The 14,814-nt window shown below is 65.6% G+C and carries 13 protein-coding genes; 2 read left to right on the top strand and 11 right to left on the bottom strand.

Features of this window, described 5'->3' with window-relative positions:
• From JOY90_RS27660 to JOY90_RS27635, 6 genes are all read right to left on the bottom strand, one after another.
• On the bottom strand, window positions 1-882 hold an 882-nt coding region (locus tag JOY90_RS27660; RefSeq protein WP_291694276.1), incomplete at its 3' end, for an aminotransferase.
• 9 nt (window positions 883-891) lie between these two features.
• The gene (locus JOY90_RS27655; RefSeq protein WP_291694275.1) at window positions 892-1,242 is read right to left on the bottom strand and encodes a rhodanese-like domain-containing protein; all 351 of its coding nucleotides are present in this window, start codon (window positions 1,240-1,242) and stop codon (window positions 892-894) included.
• Window positions 1,243-1,321: 79 nt separating this feature from the next.
• Window positions 1,322-3,244, bottom strand: a complete 1,923-nt coding sequence (locus tag JOY90_RS27650) for a potassium transporter Kup (protein WP_291694274.1) — start codon at window positions 3,242-3,244, stop codon at window positions 1,322-1,324.
• A 158-nt stretch (window positions 3,245-3,402) separates the two neighbouring features.
• The gene (locus JOY90_RS27645) at window positions 3,403-5,301 is read right to left on the bottom strand and encodes a potassium transporter Kup (RefSeq protein ID WP_291694273.1); all 1,899 of its coding nucleotides are present in this window, start codon (window positions 5,299-5,301) and stop codon (window positions 3,403-3,405) included.
• Window positions 5,302-5,445: 144 nt separating this feature from the next.
• Window positions 5,446-6,273: a flagellar motor protein MotB gene (locus JOY90_RS27640; RefSeq protein ID WP_291694272.1), complete on the bottom strand. Its 828-nt coding sequence runs from the start codon at window positions 6,271-6,273 to the stop codon at window positions 5,446-5,448.
• Window positions 6,274-6,307: 34 nt separating this feature from the next.
• The gene (locus JOY90_RS27635; RefSeq protein WP_291694271.1) at window positions 6,308-7,081 is read right to left on the bottom strand and encodes a MotA/TolQ/ExbB proton channel family protein; all 774 of its coding nucleotides are present in this window, start codon (window positions 7,079-7,081) and stop codon (window positions 6,308-6,310) included.
• Between the two features lie 348 nt (window positions 7,082-7,429).
• Between JOY90_RS27635 and JOY90_RS27630 the strand changes: the two genes are divergently transcribed.
• Both JOY90_RS27630 and lon read left to right on the top strand, forming a co-directional pair.
• Window positions 7,430-7,831, top strand: coding sequence for an Hsp20/alpha crystallin family protein (locus JOY90_RS27630; RefSeq protein WP_291694270.1), 402 nt, complete (start codon window positions 7,430-7,432; stop codon window positions 7,829-7,831).
• 9 nt (window positions 7,832-7,840) lie between these two features.
• A complete protein-coding gene (gene lon / locus JOY90_RS27625; protein WP_291694269.1) occupies window positions 7,841-10,216 on the top strand; it encodes an endopeptidase La in 2,376 nt (791 codons plus the stop codon).
• Between the two features lie 9 nt (window positions 10,217-10,225).
• Here the strand turns inward: lon and JOY90_RS27620 are convergent, their stop codons facing one another.
• The 5 genes from JOY90_RS27620 to JOY90_RS27600 all read right to left on the bottom strand — a co-directional run.
• Window positions 10,226-11,053 (bottom strand): SDR family NAD(P)-dependent oxidoreductase, encoded by an 828-nt coding sequence (locus JOY90_RS27620; RefSeq protein ID WP_291694268.1) that lies wholly within the window; start codon window positions 11,051-11,053, stop codon window positions 10,226-10,228.
• Window positions 11,054-11,069: 16 nt separating this feature from the next.
• Window positions 11,070-11,786: an RraA family protein gene (locus JOY90_RS27615; RefSeq protein WP_291694267.1), complete on the bottom strand. Its 717-nt coding sequence runs from the start codon at window positions 11,784-11,786 to the stop codon at window positions 11,070-11,072.
• Between the two features lie 120 nt (window positions 11,787-11,906).
• On the bottom strand, window positions 11,907-12,791 hold the full coding sequence (locus JOY90_RS27610) for a phosphatidylcholine/phosphatidylserine synthase (RefSeq protein WP_291694266.1): 885 nt from the start codon (window positions 12,789-12,791) through the stop codon (window positions 11,907-11,909).
• Between the two features lie 76 nt (window positions 12,792-12,867).
• Complete coding sequence (locus JOY90_RS27605; protein WP_291694265.1) at window positions 12,868-13,581, bottom strand: phosphatidylserine decarboxylase; 714 nt, start codon at window positions 13,579-13,581, stop codon at window positions 12,868-12,870.
• Window positions 13,582-13,676: 95 nt separating this feature from the next.
• Window positions 13,677-14,814: ABC transporter ATP-binding protein/permease (locus tag JOY90_RS27600; RefSeq protein WP_291694264.1), on the bottom strand; the 1,138-nt coding region annotated here is incomplete at its 5' end.

The raw sequence follows: 14,814 nt of genomic DNA, 5'->3' as shown, positions 1-14,814 counted from the left end.
GCTGCGCGCGAGATCCTTGCGCATGTCGAGAAAATACTGGTCGGGCTTGCCGAGGCCATAGGCGACTGCTGCCTGCAGATTGGGCGCCGTCGTGAAGGTCAGGAACTGATGCACCTTCGCCACCACCCGCAACAGCGGCGGCGCGGCGCAGACAAAGCCGATCTTCCAGCCCGTGAGCGAGAAGATCTTGCCCGCCGAGCCCACCTTGATGGTGCGCTCGCGCATGCCGGGAATCGTGATCAGCGGGATGTGTTCGTGGCCGTCGAAGATGACGTGCTCCCAGACCTCGTCGCAGATGGCGATCGAGTCGAACTCCTGGCAGAAGCGCGCGAGCAGCTCGAGGTCCTCGCGTGGATAGACCACGGCGGCCGGATTGAGCGGGTTGTTGAACAGCACCGCCTTGGTCTTGCGGTTGAAGGCGCTTCGCAGCATCTCCTCCGACAATCGCCAGTGCGGCGGCTCGAGCCGCAACAGGCGCGGAATGCCGCCGGCCTGACGGATGATCGGCAAATAGGAATCATAGACCGGCTGGAACGCGATCACCTCGTCGCCGGGCTCGACCACGGCGAGGATCGCCGAGGTCAGCGCTTCCGTGCCGCCCGAGGTCACCATCACTTCCGTCATCGGATCGAGCTTCAGCGCGTGCCAATGCCCGTAATGGGTCGCGATCGCCTGGCGCAGCTCCGGGATGCCCATCATCGACGGATACTGGTTGTAGCCGTTCATGGTGGCGTCGGCCGCGGCACGGCGGATGTCCTCCGGTCCGGGATGGTCGGGAAAGCCCTGTCCGAGATTGATGGCATTGTTGTCGCGCGCGGCCTGCGACATCGCCTCGAAGATGGTGACGGGCAGGTCCGCGAAGACCTTGTTCAGCGAGGTCATGGGATCGTTTCAGCCGCCGGTCTTGGTCGGGAGCCCCGCGGCTTTCCAGGCGAGCATGCCGCCGGCCAGATGGCTGTCATAGGGAAGGCCCGCCGCCTGGGCGGCGAGCGAAGCCGTCACAGAACGCTTGCCGGAGCGGCAGGCAAAGACCACCGTCCTGCCTTGCGGGTCCGGCAACGCCCCGGGATCGAAGGTGGAGAGCGGGGCGACCACGCCGCCCGGATATGCCTCTACCACGACCTCGTTGGGCTCGCGGACGTCGACCAGGAGATAGCGGCCCTCGTCCATTCCCTTGGAGACATCCTCCGGCGTCAAATCATGCACCTTGTGGTCGGCCACGCCTACCTCCCGATCCTTCATCCATCAAGTGAGGCAGCCAACCTCGCCCCTGCCGCGGCAAAAATCAAGCACCGCGAAAGGGTTAGAGATACAGCCGAACCTAGACCGTGACCTGCGTGCCAACCTCGACCACTCGCCCGCTCGGAATCTGGAAATAGTCGGTGGCGTCGTTCGCGGTGCGGCTGAGCGAGATGAAGAGATGGTCCTGCCAGCGCGGCATGCCGGAATGCGCCGCGGGCTTCAGCGCCCGCCGCGACAGGAAGAACGACGTCGACATGATGTCGAACTGCCAGCCGAGCTTGCGCGCGATTGCCAGCGCCTTCGGCACGTTGGGCGTCTCCATGAAGCCGAACCGCAAGGTGACCTTGGAGAAGGTCTCGCTGATCTTCTCCAGGCGAACCCGCTCCGAGGGATCGATGCGCGGCGTCGGCGCGGTCTCGATGGTGAGGATGACGTTCTTCTCGTGCAGCACCTTGTAGTGCTTCAGGCTGTGCATCAGCGCGGTCGGCGCGCTGAGGGGATCGCTGGTGAGGAACACTGCCGTGCCGGGGACCCGCTGCGGCGGCCGCTTTTCCAGCATCGCGACCAGGTCGGCCAGCGGGAATTCGAGCTTGCGGGATTTCTCGAACAGCAGCCTGCTTCCGCGCCGCCACGTGTACATCAGGAGGATCATGAAGCCGCCGAGCGCCAGCGGCACCCAGCCGCCCTCGAAGACCTTGAGCAGGTTGGCCGAGAGGAAAGTGAGGTCGAGCAGGATGAACGGCGCGATCAGGGCTGCCGCCGCTAGCGGCGTCCATTTCCAGACCCGCCAGATCACCACAAAGCCCATCATCGCCGTCACCACCATGGTGCCCGTGACCGAGATGCCGTAGGCCGACGCGAGTGCGCTGGACGAACGGAACATCAGGACCAGCAGCACCACCGCAATCAGCAGCAGCTTGTTGATGCGCGGGATGTAGATCTGGCCCGAATGCGCCTCCGAGGTGTGGCGAATCTCGAAGCGCGGCAACAGCCCGAGCTGGATGGCCTGCCGTGTCAGCGAATAGGCGCCGGTGATCACGGCCTGACTCGCAATCACGGTGGCAATCGTGGCGATCGCGACCATCGGGATCAGCGCCCAGTCCGGAAACATCAGGAAGAATGGGTTCTCGACAGCCTTGGGATTGCCGAGGACCAGCGCGCCCTGCCCCAGATAGTTCAGCGCCAGCGAGGGCAGCACGATGGACAGCCAGGCGGCCTGAATCGGCTTCTTGCCGAAATGACCGAGATCGGCATAGAGCGCCTCCGCGCCGGTAACAGCGAGGAACACCGCGCCGAGCGTGACGAAACCGATGATACCGTGGTGGAGCATGAAGGAGACGGCATAGAACGGGCTGATCGCATACAGCACCTCGGGTTGCCGCAGGATCTCCGGAATCGCGGCAATCGCGATCACGAAGAACCAGATCGCCATCAACGGTCCGAAGAACGAGGCCACCCGGGCGGTGCCATGCGACTGTACCGCAAACAGAGCCAACAGGATGGCCAGCGTAACTGGCACGACATACGGGTCGAGTGCGCCGGTGACGAGTTTGATGCCTTCGATTGCCGAAAGCACCGACAGCGCCGGCGTGATCACGGCGTCGCCGTAGAACAGCGCGCCCGAGATGATGCCGAGCAGCACGATCGTGCTGACAGCGCGGGTGACGCCGCGCTGCGCCAGCGCCATCAACGCCAGCGTGCCGCCCTCGCCGTGATTGTCCGCCCGGAGCAGGATCACCACGTATTTGAGCGTCACGAGGATGATGAGCGTCCAGAGAATGAGGGAGACGACTCCAAGCACCGCCTGCGAGGTCACCGCTCCCCCCGAGCTGGCAGCGACGGCCGCCTCGCGGAAGGCGTAGAGCGGGCTGGTACCGATATCGCCGTAGACGACGCCGATACTGCCCAACGTCAGCGCGCCGAAACTCGCGCTGGTGTGAGTTTCACCATGTCCGTTGGCCACCGTCGTTTCGGGGGCGGGCGCGGCAACATCGGTATTCATAGAAGCTGGGCCTCAAGATGCTTCACTGCAGCAAAGCGGCGGCTTACAGGCTTGAGTTGACGGCGCGCAATAGTAATATTTTATTGCCCAAAGCCATGCAAAAAATGCATAGCGCTTTGGATTTCTGTCCCCTCCGCTGCCACCAGGAGCCAAACTTTCTAGATTGTGACTTGGGTACCGACTTCAACCACCCGCCCGGTAGGAATCTGGAAATAGTCGGTGGCATCGTTCGCCGAACGGCTGAGCGCGATGAACAAGCGGTCTTGCCACATCGGCATACCCGGCTGGGCCGACGGCTTTAGCGATCGCCTGGAGACGAAGAACGACGTCGACATGATGTCGAACTGCCAGCCCAACTTGCGGGCGAGCGCAAGCGCCTTGGGCACGTTGGGGCTCTCCATGAAGCCGAAACGCAGGCGGACCTTCGTGAACTTCTCGCCGGCAGGCTCGATCCTCACCCGTTCGTCCGTGGAGACCCGGGGTGTCGGCGTGCTCTCGACCGTCAGGATGACGTTGTGCTCGTGCAGCACCTTGTTGTGCTTGAGATTATGCAGCAGCGACGTCGGCGCAAAGTTCGGATCGCTGGTGAGAAAGACGGCGGTCCCCTTGACGATGTGAGGCGGGCGCTTCTCCAGGGTCCGGATCAGGTCATCGAGCGGCACCTCGATGTGCCGCGTCTTCTGCACCAGCATGGCCGAGCCGCGGCGCCAGGTCCAGATCATGACCGCCACGGAGGTGCCGAACGCCAGCGGCACCCAGGCTCCCTCGAACAGCTTCAGAAGATTGGCGCTGAAGAAGGTCATGTCGACCACGACCAGGGGCAGGATGACCGCGGCTGCGCCGATCGTGCGCCAGTGCCACAGTTTCCAGATCACCACGAAGCCCATGATGCCGTCCGCAACCATGGTGGTCGATACCGCGATACCATAGGCCGAGGCCAGCCCGCTGGCCGTATGGAACATCAGAACCAGAAGGATCACCCCAATCAGGAGCAGCCTGTTCACGCGCGGCAGGTAGATCTGACCGGCGTGGACCTCGGACGTATGGCGCACTTCGAAGCGCGGCAGCAGCCCGAGCTGCACGGCCTGCCGGACGAGGGAATAGGCGCCGGTGATCACAGCCTGGCTGGCAATCACGGTCGCAATCGTCGCCAGCATCACCAGCGGCAGCAGGAGGATACTGGGGACCATTCGGTAAAAGGAGTTCTCGATCGCGGCAGGTTGGGCCAGCACGAGGGCACCCTGCCCGAAATAATTGAGAAGAAGCGACGGCAAGACCAGGTACAGCCAGGCCGATTGAATGGGCTTGCGTCCGAAATGCCCGAGATCGGCGTACAACGCCTCTCCGCCCGTCACCGCCAGGAATACCGCGCCGAGCGTCACCAGCCCGACCGCGCCGTGCGCAAGCAGGAACCGGACAGCGTACCAGGGATTGATGGCCGCCAGCACTGACGGATCGTCGCTGATATGGCTCACACCCATGACCGCAAGGGTGGAGAACCAGACGACCATCACCGGACCGAAGGCGGAAGCGACCCGCGCCGTGCCGCTGCTCTGGACCGAGAACAGCACGAAGAGAATGAAGAGGGTCAGCGGCTCGACGTAATGCTCGAGCCCGGGCGCGGCGAGCTTGAGGCCTTCGACGGCCGACAGCACGGATATCGCCGGCGTGATCATGGAATCGCCGATGAACATCGACGCACCGACGACGCCCAGCGCCAGCAGAAACAGGCTTCGCCGGCCAAGCGCCCGCTGGCCGAGCGCCATCAGCGACAGCGTTCCTCCCTCGCCATTGTTGTCGGCGCGCAGCAGCAGCAGCACGTATTTGGTCGTCACGACGATCAGCAGCGCCCACAGGATGAGCGAGAGAACGCCGAGGACCATCGGGCGGGTGACCGGTTCGCCCTCGGCTGCCACCACGACGGCCTCACGAAAGGCATAGAGCGGCGAGGTGCCAATGTCCCCGAAGACGACGCCGATGCTTCCCAGCGTCAGCGACCAGAAACCAGCCGCGACTTGCCCGTCACGGGCTTCGTTCGATGCGACGCTGACGGTCATGTCATGGCAGGAATGGGTCGGTGGTTGAACGTCAACCGCTATCGACGCTTCCGCCGAACCTGTCAATTGATCTGAAACCGGGAATATGGTCACGGGATGGACAAGGAAGAGCTCAATCCCCGCCAAATCATGCCGTCGGGCCTCCTACGGCTTCAGGTCGGGGGGCAGTGCGGGATCCTCGCGCATCAAGGTGATGGTGACCCGCCGGTTCGCCGAAAGCGAAGGATCGTCCGGGAACAGCGGCTGCGTGTCCGCCTTGCCGGACACGGCATAGATGTGGGATGCGGGCAGACCCTCGTGCTCCAGGATCTGCCGCACCGCGTTGGCGCGGTCCGCCGACAGGTCATACGGCCCATAGTCGCTCTTGCTCGGCACGAAACCCGCCGCGGTGTGACCGGTGATCTGGACGCGCAGCGGCGTCTGCTTGAGCGGGATGGCAAGCTTCTCGATCAGGCGGCGCGTCCTCTCGAAGGGCTGCTTCGAGCCGTCGGCGAACATCGAGCGGCCGTCCTGATCGACGATCTCCAGGTTGAGCCCCTGCTTGGTCTCTTCGAACATGATGTGCTTCGAGATTTCGGCCAGCTCCGGCATGTCCTGCAACGCCTGCCGCAGCGAAGCCGAGGCCAGCGCGAACTGGCGGTCGATCTTGAGCCGCTTGCCCTCGATGCGGCTGCGCTCCTGCTGGTCGGGGGTCGGCGTGTTGGACGACTCCTCAGGCGGGATGTGATCGCTGTTCTTCAGCCGGGGACGCGTCGGCAGGCCGTCGGTCTCCATGATGCCGTTGTAGCGCTGGGTCTGCACGCCGAAGGCGTCTCGCATCGAGCCGGCGACGATCCTGAGCTTGTTGTTGTCCATGGTGGAGAAGGCGGTGAGCATGACGAAGAAGCTCATCATCAGGCCCATCAGGTCGGCAAAGGTCACGAACCAGCCGTGACCGCCGCCATGTGCATCGCCACGTTTCTTCTTGGCCATCGCTCGAGTTTCCGCTTCGCCGCCGGCCTAACGATCAGGCCGGAACCGGCTCGCCCTCCTCGTGGCGATGTTTTTCCGGCAGATAGGCCAGCAGCATTTCCCGGACAAGCGTCGGACTCTTGGAGTCGCGGATCATCAGGATGCCGTCGATGATCAGCGTGCGGTTGGTCTCTTCGTCGAGCAGCTTGCCGTGCAGCTTGTCGGCGAGCGGCAGGCAGAACAGGTTCGCCACCAGCGCGCCATACAGCGTCGCGAGCAGCGCGGTCGCCATGAACGGGCCGAGCTTGGAAGGATCGGTCATGTTGGCGAACATCTGCACCATGCCGATCAGCGTGCCGATCATGCCGAAGGCCGGAGCGCAGTCGCCGATGGCGCGGTAGATCTTGCTGCCCTCGTCGAGATGCATCAGGAAATTGTCGCGGTCGCGCTCGAGGTTGTCGCGGATGAATTCGAGGTCGTAGCCGTCGGCGACGTAGCGGATGCCCTTGGCAAGGAAAGGCTCGTTGGTCTCGACCTTTTCCAGGCCGACCGGCCCCTGCTTGCGGGCGATCTCGGCGATGCGCGCCAGCTCGTCGACCAGGTCGCGGGCGGACAGCCGGCTCATGGTGAAGGCAAATTTGGCGCCGAGCGGAAGGCCGTGCAGGATGGCGGCAAGCGGAAAGCGGATCATGGTCGCGGCGATCGACCCACCGAAGATGATGATGGCGGCGTGCTCGCTGACGAAGATTTCGAGATCTCCGCCGAGCAGCATCATCGTCGCGATGACGATGATTCCGGCGACGAGACCTACGCCCGTCATGATATCCATGGGAGACTCCAACGCCTACGCTGCCAGCCGCCCATGCTGGACGGCCCGCGGCCCATTCGAGCCGCGTCGTCAGACCCTACGTTGGCGCAATTAAAGACGCGTAAAGGATAAACTTGGTCCCAGCCGGGATTCAGCAGATCCGGCGGCCAGATGCCCGCGAACGGCCGTTTTCGCAGGACAACATTGCAGCGTATCGTCCTGATTCAACATTCCGCTAACCATGCCGGCCCGACGCATCGCGATCGCCTCACCGGCAGGACGCCGGCCGCCAGGCCGCCAGCCCGATCATCGCTGCTTCCGCTTGGCGCGCTCAGCCATTATGTTTGGCTCCCGCATAACGAGGGAACAATGGCCGCAAAAGATCCGCTCAACTGGATGCTGTCGCAGGCGATCGACCAGCTCGCGCGCGCCGAGCGGCTGCACCAGCAGTTCTTCAGCCTGCACTCCGGTCCCCGCGAACCGTCATGGGAGCCGCCGGTCGACGTGTGGGAAACTGATGAGGAACTGCTCATTCTCGTTGCGCTGCCGGGCGTCGACCCCGACAGGGTCGAGGCCGTGATCGACGACGGATTGCTGATCATCGGAGGTCATCGCACGCTGCCGGCGGAGCTTCGCCACGCGCGGATTCACCGGCTCGAGCTGCCGCAAGGTCGGTTTGAACGCCGCATCGCGCTTCCTTCGGGACGTTTCGTCGTCAGCCGCTTCGCCATGAATGGCTGCATCGGCCTACGACTGGTCAAATCCGCCTAGAGCACCGTCATGCCCGTCAACGACCAAGCCGCCCCGGCGAACAAGCCGGCCCCTGTCGTGCCAATCCCGAGCGATGCCCTGATCATCGTCCCCGTCCGCAGCATCGTGCTGTTTCCCGGCATGGTCGCGCCGATCAGCATCGGCCGGCCCAAGTCGATCGCTGCCGCGCAGCAGGCGCTGCGCGAGCAGCGGCCGATCGGCATCCTGCTGCAGCGGAACCCGGAGGCGGACGATCCTGCTCCCGACGATCTCTTCCGGGTCCTGACGGTTGCCAACATCATCCGCTACATCACCGCGCAGGATGATACCCATCACATCATCTGTCAGGGCGTCCAGCGCGCCCGGGTGCTCGACTTCCTGCCCGGCACGCCGTTTCCGGCCGCGCGGGTCGTGCAGATCCCGGAGCCGACGACGACCTCGCCGGAGATCGAGGCCCGGTTCTTGAACCTGCAGCGCCAGGCGGTCGAGGCGGTGCAGTTGCTGCCGCAGGCGCCGCCGGAACTGGTCGCCGTGTTCCAGTCCACCACCTCTCCCAACACGCTTGCCGATCTCGCGACGTCCTACATGGACATCAAGCCGCAGGAGAAGCAGGAGATCCTGGAGACGGTCGACCTCGCGCAGCGGATGGAGAAGGTCTCGCGCCTCCTCGCCGAGCGGCTGGAGGTGCTGCGGCTGACCAACGAGATCGGCCAGAAGACCAAGGCCGCCTTCGACGAGCGCCAGCGTGAGGCGATCCTGCGCGAGCAGATGGCGACCATCCAGCGCCAGCTCGGCGAAGGGGACGGCAAAGCTCAGGAGGTCGCCGAGCTCACCGAAGCGATCACCAAGGCGCAGATGCCGCCCGAGGCGGAGAGCCAGGCGCGCAAGGAATTGCGCCGCTACGAGCGCATGCCGGAGGCGGCCGGCGAGGCCGGCATGGTGCGCAGCTATCTGGACTGGCTGATCGACCTGCCTTGGGCGCTGCCCGGGGAAAAGCCGATCGACATTCCCGAGGCGCGGCGCATCCTCGATGAGGACCATTTCGGCCTGGAGAAGATCAAGAGCCGGATCATCGAATATCTCGCCGTGCGCAAGCTCGCGCCACAGGGCAAGGCGCCGATCCTGTGCTTCGTCGGGCCGCCCGGCGTCGGCAAGACTTCGCTCGGCCAGTCGATCGCGCGCGCGATGAGCCGCCCGTTCGTCAGGGTCAGCCTCGGCGGCGTGCACGACGAGGCCGAGATCCGCGGCCACCGGCGCACCTATATCGGCGCGCTGCTGGGCAACATCATCCAGGGGATCAAGAAGGCCGGCGCGCGCAACTGCGTCATGATGCTGGACGAAATCGACAAGATGGGGCGTGGCATCCAGGGCGACCCGTCGGCGGCGATGCTCGAAGTGCTCGACCCCGAGCAGAACGGGACCTTCCGCGACAACTATCTCGCGGTGCCGTTCGACCTGTCGCGCGTGGTCTTCATCGCGACCGCCAACATGCTCGACACGATCCCCGGCCCGTTGCAGGACCGCATGGAGATCATCAGCCTGCCCGGCTACACCGAGGACGAGAAGCTCGAGATCGCCCGCCGCTATCTGGTCCGCCGCCAGCTCGAGGCCAACGGGCTGAAGGTAGAGCAAGTCGAGATCGATCCCGACGTGCTGCGGCTCATCATCAAGGGCTATACCCGCGAGGCCGGCGTGCGCTCGCTGGAGCGTGAGATCAGCAGGGTGCTGCGCCATGCGGCGGTGCAGATCGCCGATGGCAGCTCGACCCATGTCGACATCACGGCCAAGGACCTCACGGGCATCCTGGGCCAGCCCCGGTTCGAGGGCGAGATCGCGCTGCGCACCAGCGTTCCCGGCGTCGCGACCGGGCTCGCCTGGACGCCGGTCGGCGGCGACATCCTGTTCATCGAGGCGAGCCGGATACCCGGCAAGGGCGCCCTGATCCTCACCGGCCAGCTCGGCGACGTCATGCGCGAGAGCGCGCAGGCGGCGCTGACGCTGGTGAAGAGCCGTGCCGCCCAGCTCGGCATCGAGCCATCGATGCTGGAGCGGAACGACATCCACATCCACGTGCCGGCCGGCGCCACGCCGAAGGACGGGCCGAGCGCAGGGGTCGCGATGTTCACCGCGCTCGCTTCCCTGCTCACCAACCGCACGGTCAGAAACGACACCGCGATGACCGGCGAAATCTCGCTGCGCGGGCTCGTGCTGCCGGTCGGCGGCATCAAGGAGAAAGTGGTCGCCGCCGCCGCCGCAGGCCTGTGCCGTGTCATGCTGCCGGCACGCAACCGCCGCGACTACGACGACATCCCGCAAGGCGCGCGCGAGACGCTTGAATTCATCTGGCTCGAGCATGTCGACGACGCCGTCGCAGGCGCGCTCGACGAGGCGAAGCAGCCGGGATGATCCAACCCATCAGCTTGGAGCGGGCCCCGTCAGCTCGAGGCTCAGCGCACGCAGCCTTCGCCGGGCGGCGGCATCATAGGCCTGCGGGTTGGCCCGCGCCTCGTTCATGCCGTTGAAGAACAGTCCGGACTTGCCCGCGACATCGCCGCCGGCGACAAGGTGCAGGATCGCCGCGCCGCCTTGCTCCACCGTCGAGATCGGCGTGATGCCGCCGGCGCGCACCATGGTGGTGTTCATGTAGGTCGCCGGGTGCAGCGAGTTGACCGTGACGCCCTTATCTCTCAGCTCGGCGGCGAGATCGATGGTGAACATGACCTGCGCCAGCTTGCTCTGCGCATAGGCCCGCGTGCCGGAATAGTTCTTCGTGATCATCACGTCGTCGAAATCGATCGGATGCTGCCCGAGCGAGGCGACATTGACGATGCGGGAAGGCGCCGCCGCCGCGAGCAGCGGCAGCAGCCGATAGGCGAGCAGGAAGCCTGCGAGGTAGTTGATGGCGAAGCGCAGCTCGTGGCCATCGGCGCTGACCTGCCGCTGCGGCCCGTCGTTCTGCGAGCCGATGCCGGCATTGCTGACGAAGACGTCGAGCCGCCGATGATCGGCGGTCACGGCGTCGGCGAGCCGCCGCGCCGCGCCAAGCGACGCCAGATCGGCCGGGTAGAAGACCGGCGCCTCGCCGCCGTCGCGCCTGATCTCCTCGACCAGTGTTGCTGCGCGCGCAGCATCTCGGCCATGGATCAGGAGCTTGGCGCCCCGCCTGGCGAGCTCTCTCGCAACGTAGCGGCCGACGCCGTCGGTCGATCCCGTGATGAAGACGGTCTTGCCTTTCATGTCCATGGCAGCCTCGAGAAACTCAGTGAATCTCCGCCGAGCGCTTCAGCGCCTCCTTCAGCTTCTCCAAAGAGAAGTCCGGACTCCGCGCGATTTCCAGGATCGGCGCCTCGCGTCGGCCGCAAAGGTCGCAGGCTTCGGGCAATTTGGCTGCGATGTCGACCGGGATCACGATGGCGCCATGGCGGTCGGCATGGATCAGATCGTCCGACTTCACCGTCATGCCGGCGACGCGCACCTCGCCGCCGAAGCTCTCCGCATGCACCCAGGCGTGCGACGGGCCGATCGAGCCGGCGAGCGCCTGGAAGCCCGGCGCCCATTGATCGATGTCGCGGATCGAGCCGTCAGTGACGACGCCGAGGCAGCCGAGCGCCTTGTGCACGCTGCTCTGCACCTCGCCCCAGAACGCGCCATAACCAGCGTCGGCGCCGTCGATGTCCTGGATCACCGTGATGCGCGGGCCACGGCCGGTGCCGACATATTCGTAGTAGGCGAGCCGCCGCCTGGCCTGCTCCTCGGCGGCAAGTCCGGACTTCACCACCGAGCGAATGGTGACGGTACGGGCATAGCCGACGATCGGCGGCAGATTGGGGAACGGGCAGACCAGCGGCCTGGTCGTGTAACCGATCAGCCGCCGCTCGGGCGCCACGATCTCCATCGCGTTGCAGATCGTCGGCGTGTCATAGCGCGCCAGCGCTTCGAGAACGGATGGGGCGAGCGGCGCGGCGGTTTGGGTCACGGGCGTTTCTCCGGTTTCTTCGGATGCGGCTCCGCGGGACGCGCGAGCCGCATGACAGCCTTCGCCTATAGCCGAGATCGCCGTCGAACCCAACTCGTGGCCCGGCTGGAATCTATTGGCTCAGTGCAGCCGCTCCGGCCGCTCGTCGGGCGGCGGCGCGGCCGGAACGAGCGGCGCGGCCTGCCCGTCCTGCGGCGCCGCGCCGGGTGCTGCGCTTGCGGCCGCCGTCGCCACCTCGGCCTTGCGCTTCTGGTCGCGGTAGGACTTCCAGCCAAGGGGCAGGCTCAGGAGATAGAGCAACGCGCCTACCGAAAGAATGTACCAGGGATAGGCGACCAGCAGCGCGATGAAGAAGATCACCCCGACGAAGACCGGCAGCACCAGCTCCGGCGGAACGCGCATGCGCACGCTCTTGCCCGAAAATACCGGCAGGCGTGACACCATCAGGGCCGCGATCAGGAGCGTGAACACCGCCGTCAGCAGCGCCGGCGGCGTCGGGCAGCCGATGAAGACGAGATAGATCGGCAGCAGCACGGCGATCGCGCCGGCGGGCGCCGGCACGCCGGTGAAGTAGTTGCCGGCAAAGGCCGGCTTGTTGGGGTCGTCGATGCTGGCGTTGAAGCGCGCGAGCCTGAGGCCGCCACTGATGGCGTAGACCATCGCGGCGATCCAGCCGCCATTATGCAGCTCGTGCAGTTGCCAGAAATACAGGATCAGGCCGGGGGCGACGCCGAAATTGACGAAATCCGCGAGGCTGTCGAGCTCGGCGCCGAACTTAGACTGGCCCTTGATCATGCGCGCGATGCGCCCATCGATGCCGTCGAGCACCGCGGCGAACACGATCGCGCCGATGGCGAGCTCCATCCGCCCTTCGGTCGACAGCCGGATCGCGGTCAGCCCGGCGCAGATCGCGAGCAGCGTGATGAAGTTGGGAATCAGCAGCCGCACCGGGATCGGGCGAAACCGGCGGCGGCGCAATTCCGGGTAGCGGTCAAATGGCGTCATGGTGCGTCCAGATATAGCAAGCGAAGCCCTGCGCCGCCATCGCCGCGGCCATCCGGGCGGACAGTCTCACCGCCGGCTAATCGGCACGAAAGCTGCGGCCAGGATCGTTCAGCCTGAAATCGGCTAGAATGGTCTCCCCTGCGAGCGCGGTCTGGCCTTCCGACACCAGCGGCTTGCTGCCCTCCGGCAAATAGACGTCGAGCCGCGAGCCGAACCGGATGAGACCGAACCGCTCGCCGGCGCCGATCGCCTGCCCCTCGCGGACGAAGCAGACGATCCGTCGCGCCACGAGGCCGGCGATCTGGATCACGCCGATCCGGCCGTTCGCGGTGGAGATGACGAGCGAGTTGCGCTCATTGTCCTCGCTCGCCTTGTCGAGCTCGGCATTGATGAACTTGCCCGGCCGATAGGCGATGCGGTCGATCCGCCCCGCCGCCGGGCTGCGGTTGACGTGGCAGTTGAACACGCTCATGAAGATCGAGATGCGCGGCAGCGGACCGTCGCCAAGGCCCAGTTCGGCGGGCGGGATCGCCTGCGCGACCATTGAGATGCGGCCATCGGCGGGCGCCACCACGATGCCGTCGCGGATCGGCGTCACCCGCACCGGATCACGGAAGAACAGCGCGCACCAGAGGGTCAGCACCGTGCCGATCCAGCCGAGCGGCGACCACAGCCAGAACAGGATCAAGGTCACGAGCGCAAAACCCCCGATGAAGGGATAGCCTTCGGGATGAACAGGCGGAATCTGCGCGCGGATGGAATTTGCAATCGACATCGGCTGATCGTTCACTCGGTCGTCCCTTCCCCGTGGTGGGCGAGGAGGCTTCTCATACGCGGCTGCAACTATCCCAACCAGACCGATTGCGCCACACCCCTGGTCTATTCTCACTCCGCGGCGGCCTGCGTGGCGAGGTCATCCTCGACCGGCGGCGGCAGGCGGTTGGGCGCATCGCCGTCCTCGTCGACCCGCGCCAACCGTTCGCGCGCGGCCTCGGCCTCGCGCTGCCGGTTCCACATGCTGGCATAAAGCCCGTCTCTGGCCAGAAGTTGGCCATGGGTGCCGCGCTCGGCGATGCGGCCCTGATCGAGCACGATGATCTCATCGGCGCCCACGATGGTGGAGAGGCGGTGGGCGATGACGAGCGAGGTCCGGTTGCGCGAAACGCGGTCGAGCGCCTCCTTGATCTCGTGCTCGGTGTGGCTGTCGAGCGCCGAGGTTGCCTCGTCCAGCACCAGGATCGGCGGCGCCTTCAAGACCGTCCGCGCGATCGCCACCCGCTGCTTCTCGCCGCCGGACAGCTTCAGGCCCCGCTCGCCGACCTGGGTCTCGTAGCCCTTCGGCGACATCCGGATCAGCCCGTCGACCTGCGCGAGCCGCGCCGCCTCCTCGACCTCGGCATCGCCGGCGTCCCAGCGTCCGTAGCGAATGTTGTAGCGGATGGTGTCGTTGAACAGCACGGTGTCCTGCGGCACCATGCCGATCGCCGCGCGGAGCGACGACTGCGTGACCTCGCGGATGTCCTGGCCGTCGATCAGGATACGGCCATCCGAGACGTCATAGAGACGGAACAGCAGCCGCGAGATCGTCGACTTGCCGGCGCCCGAGGGGCCGACGATCGCGACCGTCTTGCCCGCGGGTACCTCGAAGCTCAGGCCCTTCAGGATCGGCCGGTCGGGCTCGTAGGCAAAGCGGACATCCTCGAACCGCACGCTGCCGGTGGATACCGCGAGCGGCTTGGCGCCCGGCACGTCCTTCACCTCGGGATCGCGCGCCAGCACGTCGAACATCTTCTCGATGTCGATGATCGCCTGCTTGATCTCGCGATAGACCATGCCCATGAAATTCAGGGGCACGTAGAGCTGGATCATCATCGAATTGATCAGCACGAAGTCGCCGACGGTATGGGTGCCGTTCCGGATGCCGAACGCGCACATCAGCATGGTCGCGGTGAGGCCCGCGGTGAAGATCAGCGCCTGCCCGGTGTTGAGCACCGCGAGCGAGGTGTAGGTTTTCACGCTGGCC

This window comes from Bradyrhizobium sp. (assembly GCF_019242285.1).
Classification (GTDB): Bacteria; Pseudomonadota; Alphaproteobacteria; order Rhizobiales; family Xanthobacteraceae; genus Bradyrhizobium.
The sequence above is the reverse complement of the archived record's forward strand: the minus strand, read 5'-3'. Positions and strand labels throughout refer to the sequence as shown.

Bases quoted from the DNA above. Each gene is read 5' to 3' on its own strand.
- JOY90_RS27650 (WP_291694274.1), bottom strand. From the start codon at position 3,244: ATGAATACCGATGTTGCCGCGCCCGCCCCCGAAACGACGGTGGCCAAC.
- JOY90_RS27620 (WP_291694268.1), bottom strand. From the start codon at position 11,053: ATGGACATGAAAGGCAAGACCGTCTTCATCACGGGATCGACCGACGGC.
- JOY90_RS27635 (WP_291694271.1), bottom strand. From the start codon at position 7,081: ATGGATATCATGACGGGCGTAGGTCTCGTCGCCGGAATCATCGTCATC.
- JOY90_RS27645 (WP_291694273.1), bottom strand. From the start codon at position 5,301: ATGACCGTCAGCGTCGCATCGAACGAAGCCCGTGACGGGCAAGTCGCG.
- JOY90_RS27630 (WP_291694270.1), top strand. From the start codon at position 7,430: ATGGCCGCAAAAGATCCGCTCAACTGGATGCTGTCGCAGGCGATCGAC.
- JOY90_RS27610 (WP_291694266.1), bottom strand. From the start codon at position 12,791: ATGACGCCATTTGACCGCTACCCGGAATTGCGCCGCCGCCGGTTTCGC.
- JOY90_RS27640 (WP_291694272.1), bottom strand. From the start codon at position 6,273: ATGGCCAAGAAGAAACGTGGCGATGCACATGGCGGCGGTCACGGCTGG.
- lon (WP_291694269.1), top strand. From the start codon at position 7,841: ATGCCCGTCAACGACCAAGCCGCCCCGGCGAACAAGCCGGCCCCTGTC.
- JOY90_RS27655 (WP_291694275.1), bottom strand. From the start codon at position 1,242: ATGAAGGATCGGGAGGTAGGCGTGGCCGACCACAAGGTGCATGATTTG.